Annotated in this window: 16 protein-coding genes and 1 pseudogene; 9 read left to right on the plus strand and 8 right to left on the minus strand. The window is 42.4% G+C overall.

The window, feature by feature from the left end:
* The first annotated feature begins 128 nt into the window (after positions 1–128).
* A complete protein-coding gene (gene tsaB / locus LGZ99_RS06270; RefSeq protein WP_021325813.1) occupies positions 129–824 on the plus strand; it encodes a tRNA (adenosine(37)-N6)-threonylcarbamoyltransferase complex dimerization subunit type 1 TsaB in 696 nt (231 codons plus the stop codon).
* 112 nt (positions 825–936) lie between these two features.
* Complete coding sequence (locus LGZ99_RS06275; RefSeq protein ID WP_021325812.1) at positions 937–1,518, plus strand: Slp family lipoprotein; 582 nt, start codon at positions 937–939, stop codon at positions 1,516–1,518.
* 108 nt (positions 1,519–1,626) lie between these two features.
* Here the strand turns inward: LGZ99_RS06275 and LGZ99_RS06280 are convergent, their stop codons facing one another.
* A complete protein-coding gene (locus LGZ99_RS06280; RefSeq protein ID WP_262978960.1) occupies positions 1,627–1,809 on the minus strand; it encodes a hypothetical protein in 183 nt (60 codons plus the stop codon).
* Positions 1,810–2,164: 355 nt separating this feature from the next.
* On the opposite strand from LGZ99_RS06280, the gene fadD reads away from it, so the two are divergent.
* Positions 2,165–3,853, plus strand: coding sequence for a long-chain-fatty-acid--CoA ligase FadD (gene fadD / locus LGZ99_RS06285; protein ID WP_046976317.1), 1,689 nt, complete (start codon positions 2,165–2,167; stop codon positions 3,851–3,853).
* An 89-nt stretch (positions 3,854–3,942) separates the two neighbouring features.
* Complete coding sequence (gene rnd, locus LGZ99_RS06290; RefSeq protein ID WP_262978961.1) at positions 3,943–5,070, plus strand: ribonuclease D; 1,128 nt, start codon at positions 3,943–3,945, stop codon at positions 5,068–5,070.
* Positions 5,071–5,268: 198 nt separating this feature from the next.
* On the opposite strand, the gene minE is transcribed toward rnd, so the two are convergent.
* From minE to minC, 3 genes are read right to left on the minus strand one after another with little or no spacing between them, the layout of a single operon-like run.
* Positions 5,269–5,538 (minus strand): cell division topological specificity factor MinE, encoded by a 270-nt coding sequence (gene minE / locus LGZ99_RS06295; protein ID WP_023045613.1) that lies wholly within the window; start codon positions 5,536–5,538, stop codon positions 5,269–5,271.
* 3 nt (positions 5,539–5,541) lie between these two features.
* Positions 5,542–6,354: a septum site-determining protein MinD gene (minD, locus tag LGZ99_RS06300; protein ID WP_036837351.1), complete on the minus strand. Its 813-nt coding sequence runs from the start codon at positions 6,352–6,354 to the stop codon at positions 5,542–5,544.
* A 23-nt stretch (positions 6,355–6,377) separates the two neighbouring features.
* Complete coding sequence (gene minC / locus LGZ99_RS06305) at positions 6,378–7,061, minus strand: septum site-determining protein MinC (protein ID WP_036837353.1); 684 nt, start codon at positions 7,059–7,061, stop codon at positions 6,378–6,380.
* Positions 7,062–7,200: 139 nt separating this feature from the next.
* Between minC and LGZ99_RS06310 the strand changes: the two genes are divergently transcribed.
* The 4 genes from LGZ99_RS06310 to LGZ99_RS06325 all read left to right on the plus strand — a co-directional run bounded on the left by LGZ99_RS06310 (position 7,201) and on the right by LGZ99_RS06325 (position 9,607).
* The gene (locus LGZ99_RS06310) at positions 7,201–7,473 is read left to right on the plus strand and encodes a YcgL domain-containing protein (protein WP_021325808.1); all 273 of its coding nucleotides are present in this window, start codon (positions 7,201–7,203) and stop codon (positions 7,471–7,473) included.
* A gap of 172 nt (positions 7,474–7,645) precedes the next feature.
* Entirely contained in the window at positions 7,646–8,302 is a 657-nt protein-coding gene (locus tag LGZ99_RS06315) for a fumarylacetoacetate hydrolase family protein (RefSeq protein WP_021325807.1), read from the plus strand.
* Positions 8,303–8,323: 21 nt separating this feature from the next.
* On the plus strand, positions 8,324–8,758 hold the full coding sequence (locus LGZ99_RS06320) for a cysteine cluster protein YcgN (protein ID WP_021325806.1): 435 nt from the start codon (positions 8,324–8,326) through the stop codon (positions 8,756–8,758).
* A 210-nt stretch (positions 8,759–8,968) separates the two neighbouring features.
* The gene (locus LGZ99_RS06325; RefSeq protein WP_023045610.1) at positions 8,969–9,607 is read left to right on the plus strand and encodes a hypothetical protein; all 639 of its coding nucleotides are present in this window, start codon (positions 8,969–8,971) and stop codon (positions 9,605–9,607) included.
* A gap of 127 nt (positions 9,608–9,734) precedes the next feature.
* Here LGZ99_RS06325 and hslJ read toward each other — a convergent pair whose 3' ends face one another.
* The 3 genes from hslJ to LGZ99_RS06340 form a co-directional block, all read right to left on the minus strand.
* Complete coding sequence (gene hslJ, locus LGZ99_RS06330) at positions 9,735–10,160, minus strand: heat shock protein HslJ (RefSeq protein WP_021325804.1); 426 nt, start codon at positions 10,158–10,160, stop codon at positions 9,735–9,737.
* 22 nt (positions 10,161–10,182) lie between these two features.
* Positions 10,183–11,187 (minus strand): 2-hydroxyacid dehydrogenase, encoded by a 1,005-nt coding sequence (locus LGZ99_RS06335; RefSeq protein ID WP_023045609.1) that lies wholly within the window; start codon positions 11,185–11,187, stop codon positions 10,183–10,185.
* 308 nt (positions 11,188–11,495) lie between these two features.
* Positions 11,496–12,098 (minus strand): FMN-dependent NADH-azoreductase, encoded by a 603-nt coding sequence (locus LGZ99_RS06340; RefSeq protein WP_262978962.1) that lies wholly within the window; start codon positions 12,096–12,098, stop codon positions 11,496–11,498.
* A gap of 265 nt (positions 12,099–12,363) precedes the next feature.
* Here LGZ99_RS06340 and hrpA point away from each other — a divergent pair.
* Positions 12,364–16,095 (plus strand): annotated as a pseudogene (gene hrpA, locus LGZ99_RS06345) (ATP-dependent RNA helicase HrpA); the annotation flags it as partial.
* A 50-nt stretch (positions 16,096–16,145) separates the two neighbouring features.
* Here hrpA and tssD read toward each other — a convergent pair.
* On the minus strand, positions 16,146–16,631 hold the full coding sequence (gene tssD / locus LGZ99_RS06350; protein ID WP_262978963.1) for a type VI secretion system tube protein TssD: 486 nt from the start codon (positions 16,629–16,631) through the stop codon (positions 16,146–16,148).
* Positions 16,632–16,633 lie beyond the last annotated feature (2 nt).

Raw genomic sequence — 16,633 nt, forward strand, 5'->3', positions numbered from 1 at the left:
CAGCTACCCTGTGTGTACATGTGGTAAGGAGTAATAGCCTTCTTATTGGTTGCCAACTGGGTAAAACAGGCCAGGCTATGATAATATAGCGCCTTATTTCGAATCATATTTCTTGCCGAGGTTAAGGCATGTCCACACGAATTCTGGCTATTGATACTGCGACGGAAGCCTGTTCTGTTGCTCTTTGGAATGATGGCATCGTTCTGGCGCAGTTTGAAATTTCTCCACGTGAACACACACAACGTATTTTACCTATGGTTCAGTCTGTTCTGGCTGAATCGGGTATTAGTTTACAGCAACTTGATGCTTTGGCTTTTGGCCGTGGGCCAGGTAGTTTTACCGGTGTACGTATTGGTGTTGGTATTGCTCAGGGTTTAGCCCTGGGGGCTGAATTGCCGGTTATTGGGGTTTCAACGCTTAATACAATGGCTCAAGGTGTTTTTCGTCTGACAGGGGCAACTCAGGTATTAGCTGCTATTGATGCTCGAATGGGGGAAGTTTACTGGGGCCAATATACCCGAGATCAGAAAGATGAATGGCAAGGGAGTGAAACGGAAGCTGTGCTGAAACCAGAACAGGCACAAACAATCATGGCTTCATTACATGGCGAATGGGCCATTGCCGGAACCGGTTGGCAGGCTTATCCTCAGTTGATGGCAAGTCACTTAACGCTGACTGACAGCGGTATCACATTACCTCACGCTGAAGATATGTTACCTCTGGCTGTACAGATGTGGCAGAACGGTGAGATGACAGCCGTAGAACATGCTGAACCGATCTATTTGCGTAATGAAGTGACTTGGAAAAAATTACCGGGTCGTTAAGTATCGGTTGATGAAACTTGTAGTAAAAGAAAGTATCAAATAGACATAATTATTTTAAACATATGGTTATTTCAAACATCGTTGTTGGGCCAATTTTCAGGAGAAGGTAGTTATGTTAAGAGTAATAAACTGCCGGACTGGTTTTAAAGCGGCAATTTTGTTAGGTGCTGTCATGCTTACTGGTTGTGTCACTATTCCTGATTCGGTCAAGGGAACATCACCAACGCCAGTTCAGGATCTACTTTCTGTTAAGAATACACCTGATCTGTTCATCGGCCAGGAAGGGAGATTTGGTGGTAAGGTGCTTGATGTGGTCAATGAAAATAACCGTACCCGCCTGGAAATATCGTCATTACCCTTAGCATCCGATGCCAGTCCGAGATTGCATGAGCCTTCCGTCGGCCGTATTTATGCTTATGTTAATAATTTCCTTGATCCCAATGACTTTAAAGGAAATTATGTCACTGTCGTTGGCCCGGTCATCGGCGTAGAGAAGGGGAAAATTGGCAAGGCGGATTACGCTTATGTTGTGATTAATGTCACGGGTTATCAGCGTTGGAGGATTGCTCAACGGGTATTGATGCCTTCCGGTCCAGGGCCGTGGAACTATTACGGTTATCCCTATTATTCAGGTTGGGGATGGGATGGGTATTATTCCGGCCCAGTGCCTGTTGAGACTATTTTGATTGAGTAAGGTCATTTCAATACCGAGAGCTGTTGTTTTATTAATGTGTGACTTGTGACGTTGTAACTTTATTTCTTAGTCGGAGCCGCCGCTCTTATGTGGCGGTGATCCATGTAACTATTTCTTTGGTTTTATCGTGAGTTTCATCGCAACCCTTGCACCTAAACCCGCAGTAACTTCCTCGGCCAGAATTTTCAGTAATTCATCTGGAAAAAGAGAAGCAGTTTGCAGTTCTATATTGTTAATAACAGTACTATCTTCATGGTTTCCCATTCTAACCGTTATGTTGTTTATAGTCATATTTTATTATCCTGAGTTTTTTAATAATGTATTGGAATAGATGAAAGCAATAAATGCTATTCCAAAAATGCTATCTTAAACGAAAAATAGATAGGTCAATGTATAATCAGTAGCAACGAAGTTAAATGTTAACTATGGCAATAATATACTGATTATAAAAAATAATTTACAGACGACACAGTTCTCTTTGTTTTTTGTATGTAAGGATTAACATGAAATTAGTGATGTGTATCCCAACCTGAACAATGTTTCTTTTTTTACACTGGTACGTTGAGTTAATAATTTGTTAAAACAAAGCGTGCGTTATTTATTAGGCGAGTGATAACATAGCAATTGAAATTTCAGGAGTATTACCTTGGAGAAAGTCTGGCTAAAACATTATCCGGCGGATGTTCCTGCGGAAATTGACCCGGATCGTTATGCATCATTGGTTGAGATGTTTGAAAATGCTGTAGCGCACTATGCAGATCAACCTGCGTACATCAACATGGGTGAGGTTATGACCTTCCGTAAGCTGGAAGAGCGTAGTCGGGCATTTGCTGCTTATTTGCAAAATGGTTTGGGATTAAGCAAAGGGGATCGTGTTGCACTGATGATGCCAAACTTGTTGCAATATCCTGTTGCACTGTTTGGCGTTCTGCGTGCAGGTATGGTTGTCGTAAATGTAAACCCGATGTATACGCCACGCGAACTTGAACATCAGCTTAATGACAGCGGCACTTCAGCTATTGTGATTGTGTCCAACTTTGCTCATACACTAGAAAAGATCGTTTTTAATACCGAAGTTAAGCATGTTATTTTGACGCGTTTGGGCGATCAGCTATCCCGTCCTAAAGGTACGTTGGTTGATTTTGCTGTGAAATATATCAAACGACTGGTACCGAAGTATAATCTGCCTGATGCCATCTCATTCCGTAGTGCGATACACAAAGGCTATCGCATGCAATATGTAAAACCGGATATTAACGGCGCTGATTTGGCCTTTCTGCAATATACTGGCGGCACGACTGGCGTAGCTAAGGGTGCTATGTTGACGCACCGTAATATTCTGGCAAATCTTGAACAGTCAAAAGCGGTTTATTCACCGTTACTGCATTCTGGTCAGGAACTGATAGTCACTGCGTTGCCTCTCTATCACATATTTGCATTATTGGTAAACTGTTTGCTGCTTATTTACTTGGGGGGATGCAATCTTCTGATCACTAACCCGCGTGATATTGTCGGTACAGCCAAAGAGTTGAGCCGCTACCCGTTCACTTCTGTAACTGGGGTGAATACGTTGTTTAACGCCTGGTTGAATAATGAAGAATTTAGGAAGCTTGATTTTTCTTCGTTACGTCTCGTTGTTGGTGGTGGTATGCCAGTACAGAAGGCGGTTGCTGAAAGATGGGTAGAAGTAACAGGAAGGCCCCTGCTTGAAGGCTATGGCCTGACAGAATGTTCACCATTGGTTTCCTGTAATCCTTATAACGTGAAACATTACACTGGCAGTATTGGTTTTCCAGTATCTTCAACTGAAATTAAACTCGTAGATGATGACGGTAATGAAGTGCCGATAGGTCAGCAAGGGGAATTGTGGGTCCGTGGCCCACAGGTTATGGTTGGTTACTGGAATCGCCATGATGCGACAGAAGAAGTGTTGAAAGATGGCTGGGTAGCGACAGGTGATATTGCTAATGTTAATGAACAAGGTTTTATTCATATCGTAGACCGCAAAAAAGATATGATTTTGGTTTCTGGTTTTAATGTGTATCCTAATGAAGTTGAAGATGTTGTATCAGCTCACCCGAAAGTGCTAGAGTCAGCAGCAATTGGCGTATCAAGTGAAAGTTCCGGTGAAACTGTCAAAGTGTTTGTGGTTCGAAGAGATCCTAGTTTGACCGAGGATGAACTTAAAACGCATTGCCGGCGTTATCTGACAGGGTATAAAGTACCTAAGATCATTGAGTTCCGGGATGAATTACCTAAATCTAATGTAGGTAAAATTCTTCGCAGAGAACTGCGCGATGAAGAAGAAAAGGTTAGGAATGCAGCTATAGCCTGATCCTTTTCATAATACTTATAAGCACGACAACGCCGGTTTCAGCCGGCGTTGTCGTGCTTATTCCATGAAATGGCTAAGAGAACTATGTTTTGAATTATCAGTTGATCACCACAGATGCTCAGTTGCAACAAGTCTGCGAAAGAGCAAAAGAATACTCAAAAGTAGCATTAGATACTGAATTTGTACGCACGCGGACGTATTACCCACAATTAGGTTTGATACAACTGTATGATGGCGAACAGCTTTCTCTGATAGATCCACTTAATATCACCAACTGGCAACCTTTTCGTGAATTAATTACTCATCCTCAGATATTGAAGCTGTTACATGCTGGCAGTGAGGATTTGGAAGTTTTTCTGAATGCTTTTCAATGTTTGCCGGAACCCATGATTGATACTCAGGTTTTGGCTGCGTTTATCGGACACCCTCTGTCATGTGGTTTTGCCGCGCTGGTGGCTGAATATCTCCAGGTCGAGTTGGACAAAAGCGAATCTCGCACCGACTGGCTTGCCCGCCCGTTAAGTGAAAAGCAGTGTGAATATGCAGCGGCGGATGTTTATTATCTGCTGCCTTTGGCTGATATTCTGATGACTGCGACGGAGCAGGCTGGGTATATGAAGGCTGCAATGGGTGAGTGTGAGCTTATCAGCCGACGTCGCAAAGAGATATTGACACCGGAATGCGCTTATAAACAGATAGGCAATATCTGTCAATTACGTCCTCAACAGCTTGCGTGTTTAAAAAAAATGGCTGCATGGCGTTTGAATCAGGCCAGAGAGCGTGATTTAGCGGTGAACTTTGTTATTCGTGAAGAAAACTTATGGCAGGTGGCGCGTTATATGCCAACCTCTTTGGCAGAATTGGATGTGCTGGGGTTAAGTGGGCAGGAGATTCGCTGTCATGGACGCCGCCTGTTGGCAATGGTTGCCGAAAGCGGAAATATCCCAGAAAGCGAATGCCCTCCACTGGTGACAAATCTGATTGATCAACCTGGTTATCGTAAAGCGTTTAAGGATATTAAGGCGCTGATTAATCAGGTAAGTGAACAGCATCGGTTTAATTCTGAATTACTGGCATCTCGTCGTCAGATTAATCAATTACTCAGTGTTCACTGGAAATTGAAGCAATTAAATGGCAAACCTGAACTGCTTAGTGGATGGCGGGGAGAGTTGCTGGCTGGGCCAGTTGCAGAGATTCTGGCGAACTATCCTGATTAACTAAATATTAGATGAGAGCGACTGCTTTAGCAAAAACCGCTGTAAACCCTTGACAGGGCGAAGAACAGTCACTCTGATGTCAGACTAAAGCGTGAAAGAGCGGGGGCCCCGTTTAGGGTTACCCCATCTCAGACAGTCACATAATGAGCTTGGTTACTTTGATGGTGATTAATGATAAAACAGCACGGTTTACCCACGTTACTTTTGAGCTTCTTCTGTCTCAGGTAGCGTTATATTAAGCTCCAGCACAGAAATATCATCACCTTTCTGCTCAAATTGTACCGAGAGCATCTCAGGATCTACCTGTATATACTTACAGATTACCGCCAAGATATCCCGTTTCATGTCAGGCAGGTAAGCCGGTTCAGAATCACCACGGCGACGCTCTGCCACGATGATTTGCAGACGTTCTTTAGCGATATTTGCTGTCGTTTTTTTTCTCGACAGAAAGAAATCTAGCAAAGCCATGTTTTATCCCCCAAATAGGCGTTTTAAGAAGCCCTTCTTCTCTTCTTCAATAAAACGGAAAGGACGTTCTTCCCCCAATAAACGCTCAACAGTATCTGTATACGCTTTTCCTGCATCGGATTCCGTATCCAGAATGACGGGTTCCCCTTGGTTGGATGAACGCAATACAGATTGATCTTCAGGAATAACACCAAGTAAAGGAATGCATAATATTTCCAGAACATCTTCCATACTGAGCATATCACCACGGCTTACCCGGCCTGGGTTATAGCGAGTGAGTAGCAGATGCTCTTTAATGGGATCTTCACCGCGTTCAGCACGTCGCGATTTAGAAGCCAGAATACCCAGAATACGATCTGAATCACGTACAGAAGAGACTTCAGGGTTCGTTGTGATAATCGCTTCATCAGCAAAGTAGAGTGCTATCAACGCACCACTTTCAATCCCTGCCGGGGAATCACAGATAATAAAATCAAAACCTTGTTTATCCAGATCGATCAAAACTTTCTCAACACCTTCAGAAGTGAGCGCGTCTTTATCGCGGGTTTGTGATGCCGGCAAGATGTAAAGATTCTCGGTACGTTTATCTTTGATTAGTGCCTGATTAAGCGAGACGTCACCTTGAATAACGTTCACGAAGTCATAAACTACGCGGCGTTCACATCCCATAATCAGATCGAGGTTACGCAGACCGATATCAAAATCGATAACAACGGTTTTTTTACCTCTTTGGGCAAGGCCGGTAGCAATGGCCGCGCTTGAAGTGGTTTTGCCAACGCCACCTTTACCTGATGTAACAACAATAATGCGTGCCATGAAGCGATTCCTTATGAAAAGGGCTAGATTAAAGGTTCAATAGTTAATTCATTATTTACCAGGCTAAGTTTTGCGGCTTTTCCTGCTAATTCCGTCGGGATTTTATCGCCGAGCCAATATTGCCCGGCTATAGAGATGAGTTCAGCGTTTAAATGGGTGCAAAAAACCAAACATTCCTGATCACCAGATGCGCCGGCTAATGCCCGGCCACGCATCATGCCATAGATATGAATATTGCCGTCTGCAATCAATTCGGCACCGGCACTGACATTACTGGTGACAATAAGATCACTGCCTTGCGCATAAATTCTTTGTCCTGAGCGAACAGGTAAATTAATTATGCGGGTTTTTTTAACAGTAGATTCTGTTGGTTTATTTTCCTGTGCCGAAGCTTTTTGTTTTTTTCCTTCATTCAGCAATGGTAAGGCGGCTTTTATTACCGCTCTGCGTTGCTGCTCATCACGGCAACCGCTAATTCCGACAACTCGGAATCCTGCTGAATCAATAGCGTGATGCAGCGCTTTCAGATCAGCGCCTGCCGGCAGAGCGGAGATATTAATGACAACAGGCGCATTTTTCAGGAAATCCGGTGCTTGTTCCACTTTTTCCTGTAGGGCCTGTAGAATAATTTTCGGTTGGTCATTGTGTAAATGAACAACTGAAAGCGTAAAATTACTGCCTTTTAGCTCAATTGGCGACTGTGACATCTATCCTGACTCAGATTCAGCAAATTTGAGATCCCCCAGAACAACATCTGGGATACGATATTTCGAAATACAATAAGCATGTTATAATTACTAAATTATTCAAGCAAGTCGTGGTCTTAATTTAAAAGAGTTTATTATAATGATTTGTGTGATCTACAGAAGTCCTAAACGGGAGCAAACATATCTTTATGTTGAAAAAAGAGATAATTTTTCTCGTGTTCCTGAAGAGTTACTAAGAAGTTTTGGTCAGCCTCAATACGCAATGATGATTTCCCTGGCAGACAGAAAGAAACTGGCGGGTGCTGATATAGAAAAAGTAAAAATATCGTTAATTGAACAGGGTTTTTACCTGCAAATCCCACCCCCGGCCGAAAATTTAATGAATGCACATCTGGAACAGATGAAAAAATAAGAAAAATCCGAAGATTTGGTGAGTGAAATTAACCGTTATTGCAGTTTTATTAACCACTGCAATATTAACGGGTGTGGTGTTTTTTCCCATTTATGTTGAGTTATGGCTGATAGGGTGGCGCATAAATGCTATAATCAGAGGTATGCCTGATAAACCAGAGTGAGGAATGAGTATGTATCAGCACAGAGACTGGCAGGGCGCATTACTGGATCTTCCAGTTAATAAAGTTGTTTGCGTTGGCAGTAATTACGCTAAACATGTTAAAGAAATGGGTTTTCAGCCAGCGGAAGAGCCGCTCATTTTTATTAAACCGGAAACTGCACTGTGTGATATACATCAACCGATTGCGATTCCAAAAGATTTTGGTGCTGTTCATCATGAAGTTGAACTGGCTGTATTGATTGGTACACAGCTGAAACAAGCCAATCAAGAGCGTGTTGGCATCGCGATCGCCGGTTTTGCTGTCGCATTGGATCTTACCTTGCGTGATTTGCAGTCCAAATTCAAGAAAGCTGGTCAGCCGTGGGAAAAAAGTAAGGCGTTTGATGGTTCTTGTCCGATATCCGGGTTCATTCGGATGAGCAGTTTTGGCGATCCACAAAATGCCCGGCTCTCATTGACGGTCAATGATGAATTACGGCAGAACGGTAATACCAATGACATGTTGACCCCCATCATTCCTCTGATCAGTCATATGTCTCACTTTTTCACTTTGCGGCCGGGAGATGTGATTCTTACCGGGACACCTGAAGGCGTCGGAGCACTGGAATCCGGTGATGTATTAAAGATTACTTTGAATGATAATGTACTCACTACAAGGGTGATTTGAATATAAGGAATAGCAGAAGTTATGTCTCAACCTTTCTGGCAGGTAAAAACCCTGGATCAGATGACGGACAAAGAATGGGAATCGTTATGTGATGGCTGTGGACAATGCTGTCTGCATAAATTAATGGATGATGATACCGATGAAATTTATTTTACTAACGTTGCCTGTAATCAACTCAATATAAAAACCTGTCAATGCAAAAATTACGAAGACCGTTTTAGATATGAGCCGGACTGTATCAAACTGACTCGCTACAATTTGCCAACATTTGAATGGTTGCCAATGACTTGTGCATATCGTTTGCTTGCAGAGGGGAAGACATTGTTACCTTGGCATCCACTAATTAGAGGGTCTAAATCAGCAATGCATAGAGAAAGAATCTCTGTCAGGCATATCGCTGTACGGGAAATTGATGTTGTGGAATGGGAAGACCATATCATCAATAAACCTGAATAATGATTTAACTGACTGTAATTTAATAAATTATTTTTCTATTATTCTTATATTGCGAGGAGTGTCTTCATCCAAATGGGATTTGGCCCTAAAACTAAGTTATCCAGTACATGTATCCACCGAGAATAAACTAAAGGTTGATTGTATATAATTGCATCTATACTATTACCTAAAGGTAATTAAACCTGTGGTTTATTAGAGGGAGCATAAAATATGCCAAGACATTCGGAAAACATAGAAAAAATTACCAATGATTTCAGTCACCTGAATGAGCCAGAGCTCAACCGTACCCTGTATGATGTTTTTGATTCTTCTGGTACTGATATTGTGAATGACGTGGATGAACTCATTCTTCCGCCAGGCTACCGATTGGTTAGAGTTGATAGCCGGTTAGATTTGGATATAGATGAGCCTCATTTTGAATTGGCGCTACTCAGCGACGACGCTAAGGAAGTTGTTTATTACAACAAAGTTATTGTGATGAATGATTTGGTGCTTAACTGTCGTCCTGCGTCGCAAACTCTTGTGTGGAGAACGAAGAAACCAAAACATAAAGCGGGTTTAAGTGATTTAGCAGCTAAAATCTTTTTTCACTATCTGATTAGAACCCATGATGTTGCTGCCTCGAACGTCAATCAAATAATAGACGATATCTCTTTTTGGCAAGCTCGAATGTATGAAGCATTACAGTTTGGGCTTTATGTTTACGGTTATGATGTTATGACTTGTGAACTGAGAAATATCTTAACTGAGGATGATGTTGGTAAAGAGCAGAGTTGGTTGTGGGGTGATGCAGAATATTATATGGATAGGTTAGCCATTATTTCCAAGATTAGGCTTCCTAATAAATAGTGAATTAATAGAAAACAATTCTAACTTCTTATGGGTTTTGCCACACACGCCGCTTAGTTGCGGCTTTTTCTTGTTCTGGAGGTGCCGGAAAGCGCTTTCCGGCACCTGAAACTAACTTACTTTCTGATTACTGGGCATAATCCTTCAGTTTATAAACCAGTTTATTGTCATGATTGGACAGGATCAGCTTTTGATCTTTCAGTGTGACTTTGACTCCATCCGCTAATACTTTACCAATCAGGTAATCCCATTTGTTCAACTTATCATCAGAGCAAAGCATCTGAGTGCTGGCCAGGTTTTTAACTGTCAGTACACCATGTTTCAGCTTACCTTGACCCATAAAGTTATTACACATGGAACCGGAGATATGCAGTTTTTCACCGAATTCAATGGAGGGTACGCGACCCTCTTGATTTTTCGCGCTTTCGCCATTAACACTCACCAGAACGAATCGGTGATGTAGTAAATCATCGACTGACACGTTTTCTGTCGCTGAGGCTTGAAATGTGGCTAGCAATAAAGTTGCTGTTGCCAAAGGTAGTATTTTTTTCATATTTATCTCCTAATATATTATTTTAAGGGTACTTACTAACAATATTCGGGCAATTTTTCCCGTTGATTAATTGCTGGATATTTCTCAGCGTAGTTTCACTGATACTGGTCAAGGCTTCTTCTGTCAGAAATGCCTGATGACCGGTAAACAGCACGTTATGACATGAAGACAAGCGACGAAAAATATCATCCTGAATCACGTCATTAGATTTGTCTTCAAAGAAGAGGTCGCGTTCATTTTCATAAACGTCCATACCCAGAGCGCCAATTTTTTGCTGCTTTAATGCGTTAATAGCGGCTGCGGAATCAATCAGAGCGCCACGACTGGTATTGACGATCATGACGCCGTTTTTCATTTTGCTGAAAGCACGTTCATTCAGCAGATGATAGTTTTCTGATGTCAGCGGGCAATGAAGGGATATCACATCAGATTGCGCATACAGTGTATCCAGATCGACATATTCAGCCCCGAGATCCAAAACAGCTTGATTAGGGTATGGATCACAGGCTAATAGGCGCATGCCAAACCCTTTAAGAATACGTAGCGTTGCGATACCAATCTTACCTGTTCCAATAATTCCCGCTGTACGGTTGTGCATATTGAAACCAATTAAGCCATCAAGAGAGAAATTGGCGTCACGGGTGCGTTGATAAGCACGGTGAATACGGCGGTTTAAGCACAGGATTAACCCAATAGTATGTTCAGCAACAGCTTCTGGAGAGTAAGCTGGAACCCGCACAACCTGAATGCCTAATTCTTTAGCTGCGTCCAAATCGACATTATTAAAACCTGCACAACGTAGTGCGAGGATTTTTATATTCATTCCAGCCAATTCTTCAAGCACTTCACGATCAGCATTATCGTTAACGAAAATACAAACAGCATCTGCACCGATAGCATTTTTAGCGGTTTTTGAGCTAAGAGGAAAATCGAAAAACTCAAAATCATAATCAAACCCGAGCTTTTGATTAACCAGTTCCAGATGTTTATGGTCATACTGTTTGGTACTGTAAACGACTAATTTCATGGAATTATCTCCGTCATAATTTAAGTAGCTAATAAATTGTTTAGGACTTAAATTATTGCTGACGTAAAGGTTTAAATAAACCGATAAATTAAGTAACGCTATAAGGGTATTGCTTGTTGCTTTCCTATATCTTCAATAAAATTATCTTAATAATCAATGTCTTAGTTTGAGATGTATCTACTAAATTATGGAATAACAATAGAAGTAACCGATCTAAGGTTTAATAAGGAGAGGCAAAAAAGCGCACCGGGAGGTGCGCAAAATGCAGCAATATAATATATAGGTAATGTATGAATAGAGTGTAATTATCAGGCAGTCATTTTTTCCAGAACTTCACGGGCAGTTTGTTGCGCTTGATTTGCAGCATCAGGGCTTAATCCTACACCTTCAACAAACACAAATTCCACATCAGTAAGACCAATAAAGCCGAGGAACAGGCGCAAATAAGGTACTAATAGATCACTGGGTCCATCTTTATGAATTCCCCCACGGCTAGTCAGAATAATTGCACGTTTGCTTTTTATCAGACCTTCAGGACCGTTCTCGGTATAACGGAAAGTGACGCCGGCACGGGCTATTAAGTCAAAATAGTTTTTCAGTTGGGTTGGAATATGAAAATTGTACATAGGTGCAGTCATAACAATGATGTCATGATCCTGCAATTCCGCAATAAGTTCATCAGATAACGCTAATACCTCTTTCTGACGGGCCGTCATTTCATTATCTTTTGGACGTAATGCATGAACCAGTTCGTTGTCCAGAACAGGAATAGGTTGTGCAGCCAGATCACGTATTGTGATGCTATCGTCAGCATGGTTGGCTTGCCATTTTTCAATAAAGAAATCTGCCATTTGGTTAGTGTGTGAATGCTGCGCCATAATGCTGGATTTCAGAACCAGAACTTTACTCATTTTTATTCCTTAAATTAACTTTTGTTCGTTCACTTGTTAATCGCAATACAGTTATTCTATGAGTTATTATCTTCTGGTAATAGATCAATATTTAGAGATTAGCGTTCAAATTTATTGAATAACATTTATCCGTGCTGATTACAGCAGCAGGAATACTCGCTGAAATTATTGCCAATAAAGAGGATATGCTACTATGTCATCAGCAAAAACGGGCTAATCAGCAAAGTAATAAGTCACTAAGGACTAAGATAAGGTGAAAGAGTCTCAGAAAATCATTAATCGTCAGGCCGTTTGTCCAACAATCAAATATCCAGAAAACTTGCCTGTCAGCCAGAAGAAAGATGAGATCTACAAAGCTATTCGTGATCATCAGGTTGTCATTATTGCTGGCGAAACCGGCTCGGGTAAAACAACGCAGATCCCCAAAATTTGCCTCGAATTGGGCAGGGGAATAAAAGGATTGATTGGTCATACTCAACCCCGGCGGCTGGCTGCTCGCGCGGTTGCTAATCGCCTGGCGGAAGAATTGGAAACCTCAGTGGGTTCAGCTGTAGGTTATAAAGTCCGTTTCAGTGATCATATAAGTGATAACACGCTGGTTAAGTTGATGACAGATGGTATTTTGCTGGCGGAACTGCAAAATGACAGACTGCTTAAACAGTATGACACGCTCATTATTGATGAGGCGCATGAACGTAGTCTGAATATTGATTTTATTCTGGGCTATTTGCGTCAGCTATTGCCAAAACGCCCTGATCTGAAAGTCATCATCACTTCAGCGACTATCGATCCTGAACGTTTTTCCCGTCATTTTCATCATGCACCCATTATTGAAGTTTCAGGCCGAACTTATCCGGTAGAGGTGCGTTATCGGCCTGTAATAGCCGAAGACAGTGATGGAGAGCGGGATCAGCTTGAAGCAATTATTGATGCTGTTGATGAACTGGGCCATGAAGGGCCTGGGGATATTCTGGTCTTTATGAGTGGTGAGCGGGAAATTCGTGATACAGCCGATGCTTTGAATAAATTGAATTTGCGTCATACCGAAGTATTGCCGCTGTTTGCGCGTCTTTCTAACAGTGATCAGAACCGGATTTTCCAGTCACATGCCGGCCGCAGAATTGTGCTGGCAACTAACGTGGCAGAAACGTCTTTGACTGTACCGGGAATTAAATATGTGATTGATACCGGATATGCACGTATCAGTCGTTACAGTTATCGGACGAAAGTCCAGCGATTGCCGATTGAACCAATATCCCAGGCATCGGCTAATCAGCGGAAAGGACGCTGCGGACGTGTATCTGACGGGATTTGTATTCGCCTGTATTCGGAAGATGATTTCCTTTCACGGCCAGAGTTTACTGATCCGGAAATTCTGCGGACTAACCTGGCATCGGTCATTCTGCAAATGACATCAATTGGTCTTGGGGATATTGGTGCATTTCCATTTGTGCAACCACCTGATAAACGTAATATTCAGGATGGTGTCCGGCTTTTGGAAGAGCTTGGGGCGATTGACCAGAACGCAACGGTGAAGAGTAATTACCGCCTGACATTAATAGGGCGGCAACTTGCTCAACTTCCGGTTGATCCCCGATTGGCGCGTATGGTGCTGGAAGCCCGTCATCACGGTTGTGTGCGTGAAGTGATGGTAATTACTTCTGCGCTGTCTATTCAGGATCCAAGAGAGAGGCCACTGGAGAAACAACAGGCTTCTGATGAGAAACATCGTCGGTTTGCCGACAAAGATTCTGATTTTATCGCATTCCTGAAATTATGGGATTTCCTGAAAGAGCAGCAAAAGGAACTTTCTTCTTCGCAATTCCGCAAGCTTTGCCGTCAGGATTATCTTAACTATCTGAGAGTCAGAGAATGGCAGGACGTATATACCCAGTTACGACAAGTTGTAAAAGAAGTGGGTCTGCCGGTAAATAGTCAGGATGCAGATTATCGCAGTATTCATGTTTCGTTACTCTCTGGGCTGTTATCGCATATCGGCCAAAAAGATACAGATAAACAGGAATATACTGGTGCGCGCAATGCTCGTTTTTCTATTTTTCCTGGCTCCGGCTTATTCAAGAAGCCACCTAAATGGGCAATGGTGGCGGAACTGGTTGAAACCAATCGTTTGTGGGGGCGTATTGCTGCGCGGATAGAACCTGAGTGGATTGAACCGTTAGCCACACATCTGGTGAAGCACCATTATAGCGAACCGCATTGGCAAAAATCGCAGGGTGCGACAATGGCTAAGGAGAAAGTCACTTTATATGGATTGCCAATTGTGGCGAGTCGTTTGATTAATTACAGTAAAATTGACCCAATGCTTTGCCGTGAATTGTTTATCCGTCATGCGCTGGTGGAAGGTGACTGGCAAACCCGGCATGCGTTTTTTCGGGCAAATCTGAAATTACGTGAGGAAATTGAGGCGCTGGAGCATAAATCCCGCCGTCGTGACATTCTGGTGGATGATGAAATTCTGTTCAGTTTTTATGATCAACGTATACCTCAGAGTGTGGTTTCTACGGGTCATTTCGATCGCTGGTGGTTGAAGACGAATAGAGCGCAACCGGACCTGCTCAACTTTGAAAAAAATATGTTGATCAAAGGTGATGCGGATAAAATCAGCGCGTTGGATTATCCTAATTATTGGCATCAAGATGCACTGAAATTACGGCTTAGTTATCAGTTTGAGCCGGGCACAGAAGCCGATGGTGTGACGGTTCATATTCCGTTGCCGGTACTGAATCAGGTTAAAAATGAAGGATTTGATTGGCAGATCCCAGGTATTCGCTATGATCTTATCGTCGCTCTGATTAAATCATTGCCGAAACCGGTGCGTCGTAATTTTGTGCCGGCGCCAAACTATGCTCAGGCATTTATGGAGCGGGTACCTCAACCCCAATCTACCTTGTTGGATAGTCTTGAGAGAGAATTACGGCGTATGACTGGTGTGACAGTGTCACGTGATGATTGGCAGTTAGAACAGGTGCCTGATCACCTCAAAATGACATTCCGGGTGGCAGGAGAGAAGAACCGGACTATCGCTGAAGGCAAAGATTTAGCTGCGTTGAAAGTACGATTGAAAGAGAAAGTGCAGGAGACGCTTTCAGCTGTTGCTGATGACGGTATTGAACAGAGTGGGCTGCATATTTGGAGCTTCGGTGAATTACCGGAACGATATGAGCAAAAATGTGGAGGTTACTCCGTTAAAGCCTATCCAGCGCTGGTGGATGAAAAAGAGAGCATCGGTATCAGATTGTTTGAAACTGAATTGGAACAACAGACGGCCATGTGGGAAGGCACTCGTCGTCTGTTATTGCTAAATATTCCTTCACCCATTAAATATTTACATGAGAAATTGCCGAACAAATCCAAATTGGGACTTTATTTTAATCCTTATGGCAAGGTATTGGATTTAATTGACGATTGTATTTCTTGTGGTGTTGATAAATTGATCGCGGGGAATGGTGGGCTGGCTTGGAATGAACAGACTTTTATTCAACTACAGAATAAGGTTCGGGCTGAGTTGAATGATACCGTTGTGGAAATAGCCAGGCAGGTGGAACAGATACTCACTACTGTTTTTGCGATTAATAAACGTCTTAAGGGTCGGGTTGATATTTCGCTGGCTCTGGCGTTATCTGATATCAAAGCGCAGCTTTCTGGTTTGGTTTTCAAAGGATTTGTCACCGCTAATGGCTGGAAACGTTTGCCGGATGTTCTACGTTATTTGCACGGTATTGACCGCCGCCTTGAAAAATTGGCGATTGATCCACACAGGGATCGGACGCAAATGGGGCGTGTCGAGAATGTTCAGCAGCAGTGGCAGCAATGGTTGGCGAAATTATCACTGCAACAGAAGCGGTTACCTGAGGTACAAGAGATTCGTTGGATGATAGAAGAATTAAGGATCAGCTTGTTTGCCCAACAACTGGGTACGCCATATCCGGTCTCTGATAAACGTATTTTGCAGAATATGGAACAGATTGCTTCCTAATTAAGAAAATGAAAGGAAAGGCCATGTTTTTTGGCCTTCTTCTACGGGATTTAAGTTCTTTCATTCCAGCTATCGGAGTGAATTATATTCCCATCATTGTGCTTCCAAATGATTTTTTCGTAGCGAAGTTCAACAATTTCCATATGATTGAATTTCTCTTTCGATACATCCTTGATATCGAGCATGACAGGAATAATGCTAACCACTTTTACATTTTCCATTAAGGTATTGAAATATTCCTTTTCTTGACCATGAGCATCTATTTTATACCATTTAAGCTCTGTTGACTTTAATGTTTGCCCTGTGGTTAATGCCTTATAAAGATAGGGTGAGGATGAATCTACTTCTTTTTCAATCATAAATGGAAGATGTCTCCTCGTTCCAGTCAACTTTCCTGTATTATCATCATTAGCGATACTTACACTATGATGAAGACCCAAGATCTCAATACTGCCTTCTCTACCATAAACATCAACTGATCCTTTAATATCAGATCCGCCGTCATCTTTTATGTACATATACAGAGGAATAGCCATTG

Origin of the sequence: Photorhabdus temperata (assembly GCF_025384845.1) — a bacterium.
Lineage (GTDB): Bacteria > Pseudomonadota > Gammaproteobacteria > Enterobacterales > Enterobacteriaceae > Photorhabdus > Photorhabdus temperata.

Coding starts and splice junctions, on each gene's coding strand:
- tssD (WP_262978963.1), bottom strand. CDS start 16,631: ATGGCTATTCCTCTGTATATGTACATAAAAGATGACGGCGGATCTGAT.
- minC (WP_036837353.1), bottom strand. CDS start 7,061: ATGTCACAGTCGCCAATTGAGCTAAAAGGCAGTAATTTTACGCTTTCA.
- LGZ99_RS06275 (WP_021325812.1), top strand. CDS start 937: ATGTTAAGAGTAATAAACTGCCGGACTGGTTTTAAAGCGGCAATTTTG.
- LGZ99_RS06310 (WP_021325808.1), top strand. CDS start 7,201: ATGATTTGTGTGATCTACAGAAGTCCTAAACGGGAGCAAACATATCTT.
- minE (WP_023045613.1), bottom strand. CDS start 5,538: ATGGCTTTGCTAGATTTCTTTCTGTCGAGAAAAAAAACGACAGCAAAT.
- LGZ99_RS06320 (WP_021325806.1), top strand. CDS start 8,324: ATGTCTCAACCTTTCTGGCAGGTAAAAACCCTGGATCAGATGACGGAC.
- LGZ99_RS06340 (WP_262978962.1), bottom strand. CDS start 12,098: ATGAGTAAAGTTCTGGTTCTGAAATCCAGCATTATGGCGCAGCATTCA.
- tsaB (WP_021325813.1), top strand. CDS start 129: ATGTCCACACGAATTCTGGCTATTGATACTGCGACGGAAGCCTGTTCT.
- LGZ99_RS06325 (WP_023045610.1), top strand. CDS start 8,969: ATGCCAAGACATTCGGAAAACATAGAAAAAATTACCAATGATTTCAGT.
- LGZ99_RS06280 (WP_262978960.1), bottom strand. CDS start 1,809: ATGACTATAAACAACATAACGGTTAGAATGGGAAACCATGAAGATAGT.
- hslJ (WP_021325804.1), bottom strand. CDS start 10,160: ATGAAAAAAATACTACCTTTGGCAACAGCAACTTTATTGCTAGCCACA.
- LGZ99_RS06315 (WP_021325807.1), top strand. CDS start 7,646: ATGTATCAGCACAGAGACTGGCAGGGCGCATTACTGGATCTTCCAGTT.
- LGZ99_RS06335 (WP_023045609.1), bottom strand. CDS start 11,187: ATGAAATTAGTCGTTTACAGTACCAAACAGTATGACCATAAACATCTG.
- minD (WP_036837351.1), bottom strand. CDS start 6,354: ATGGCACGCATTATTGTTGTTACATCAGGTAAAGGTGGCGTTGGCAAA.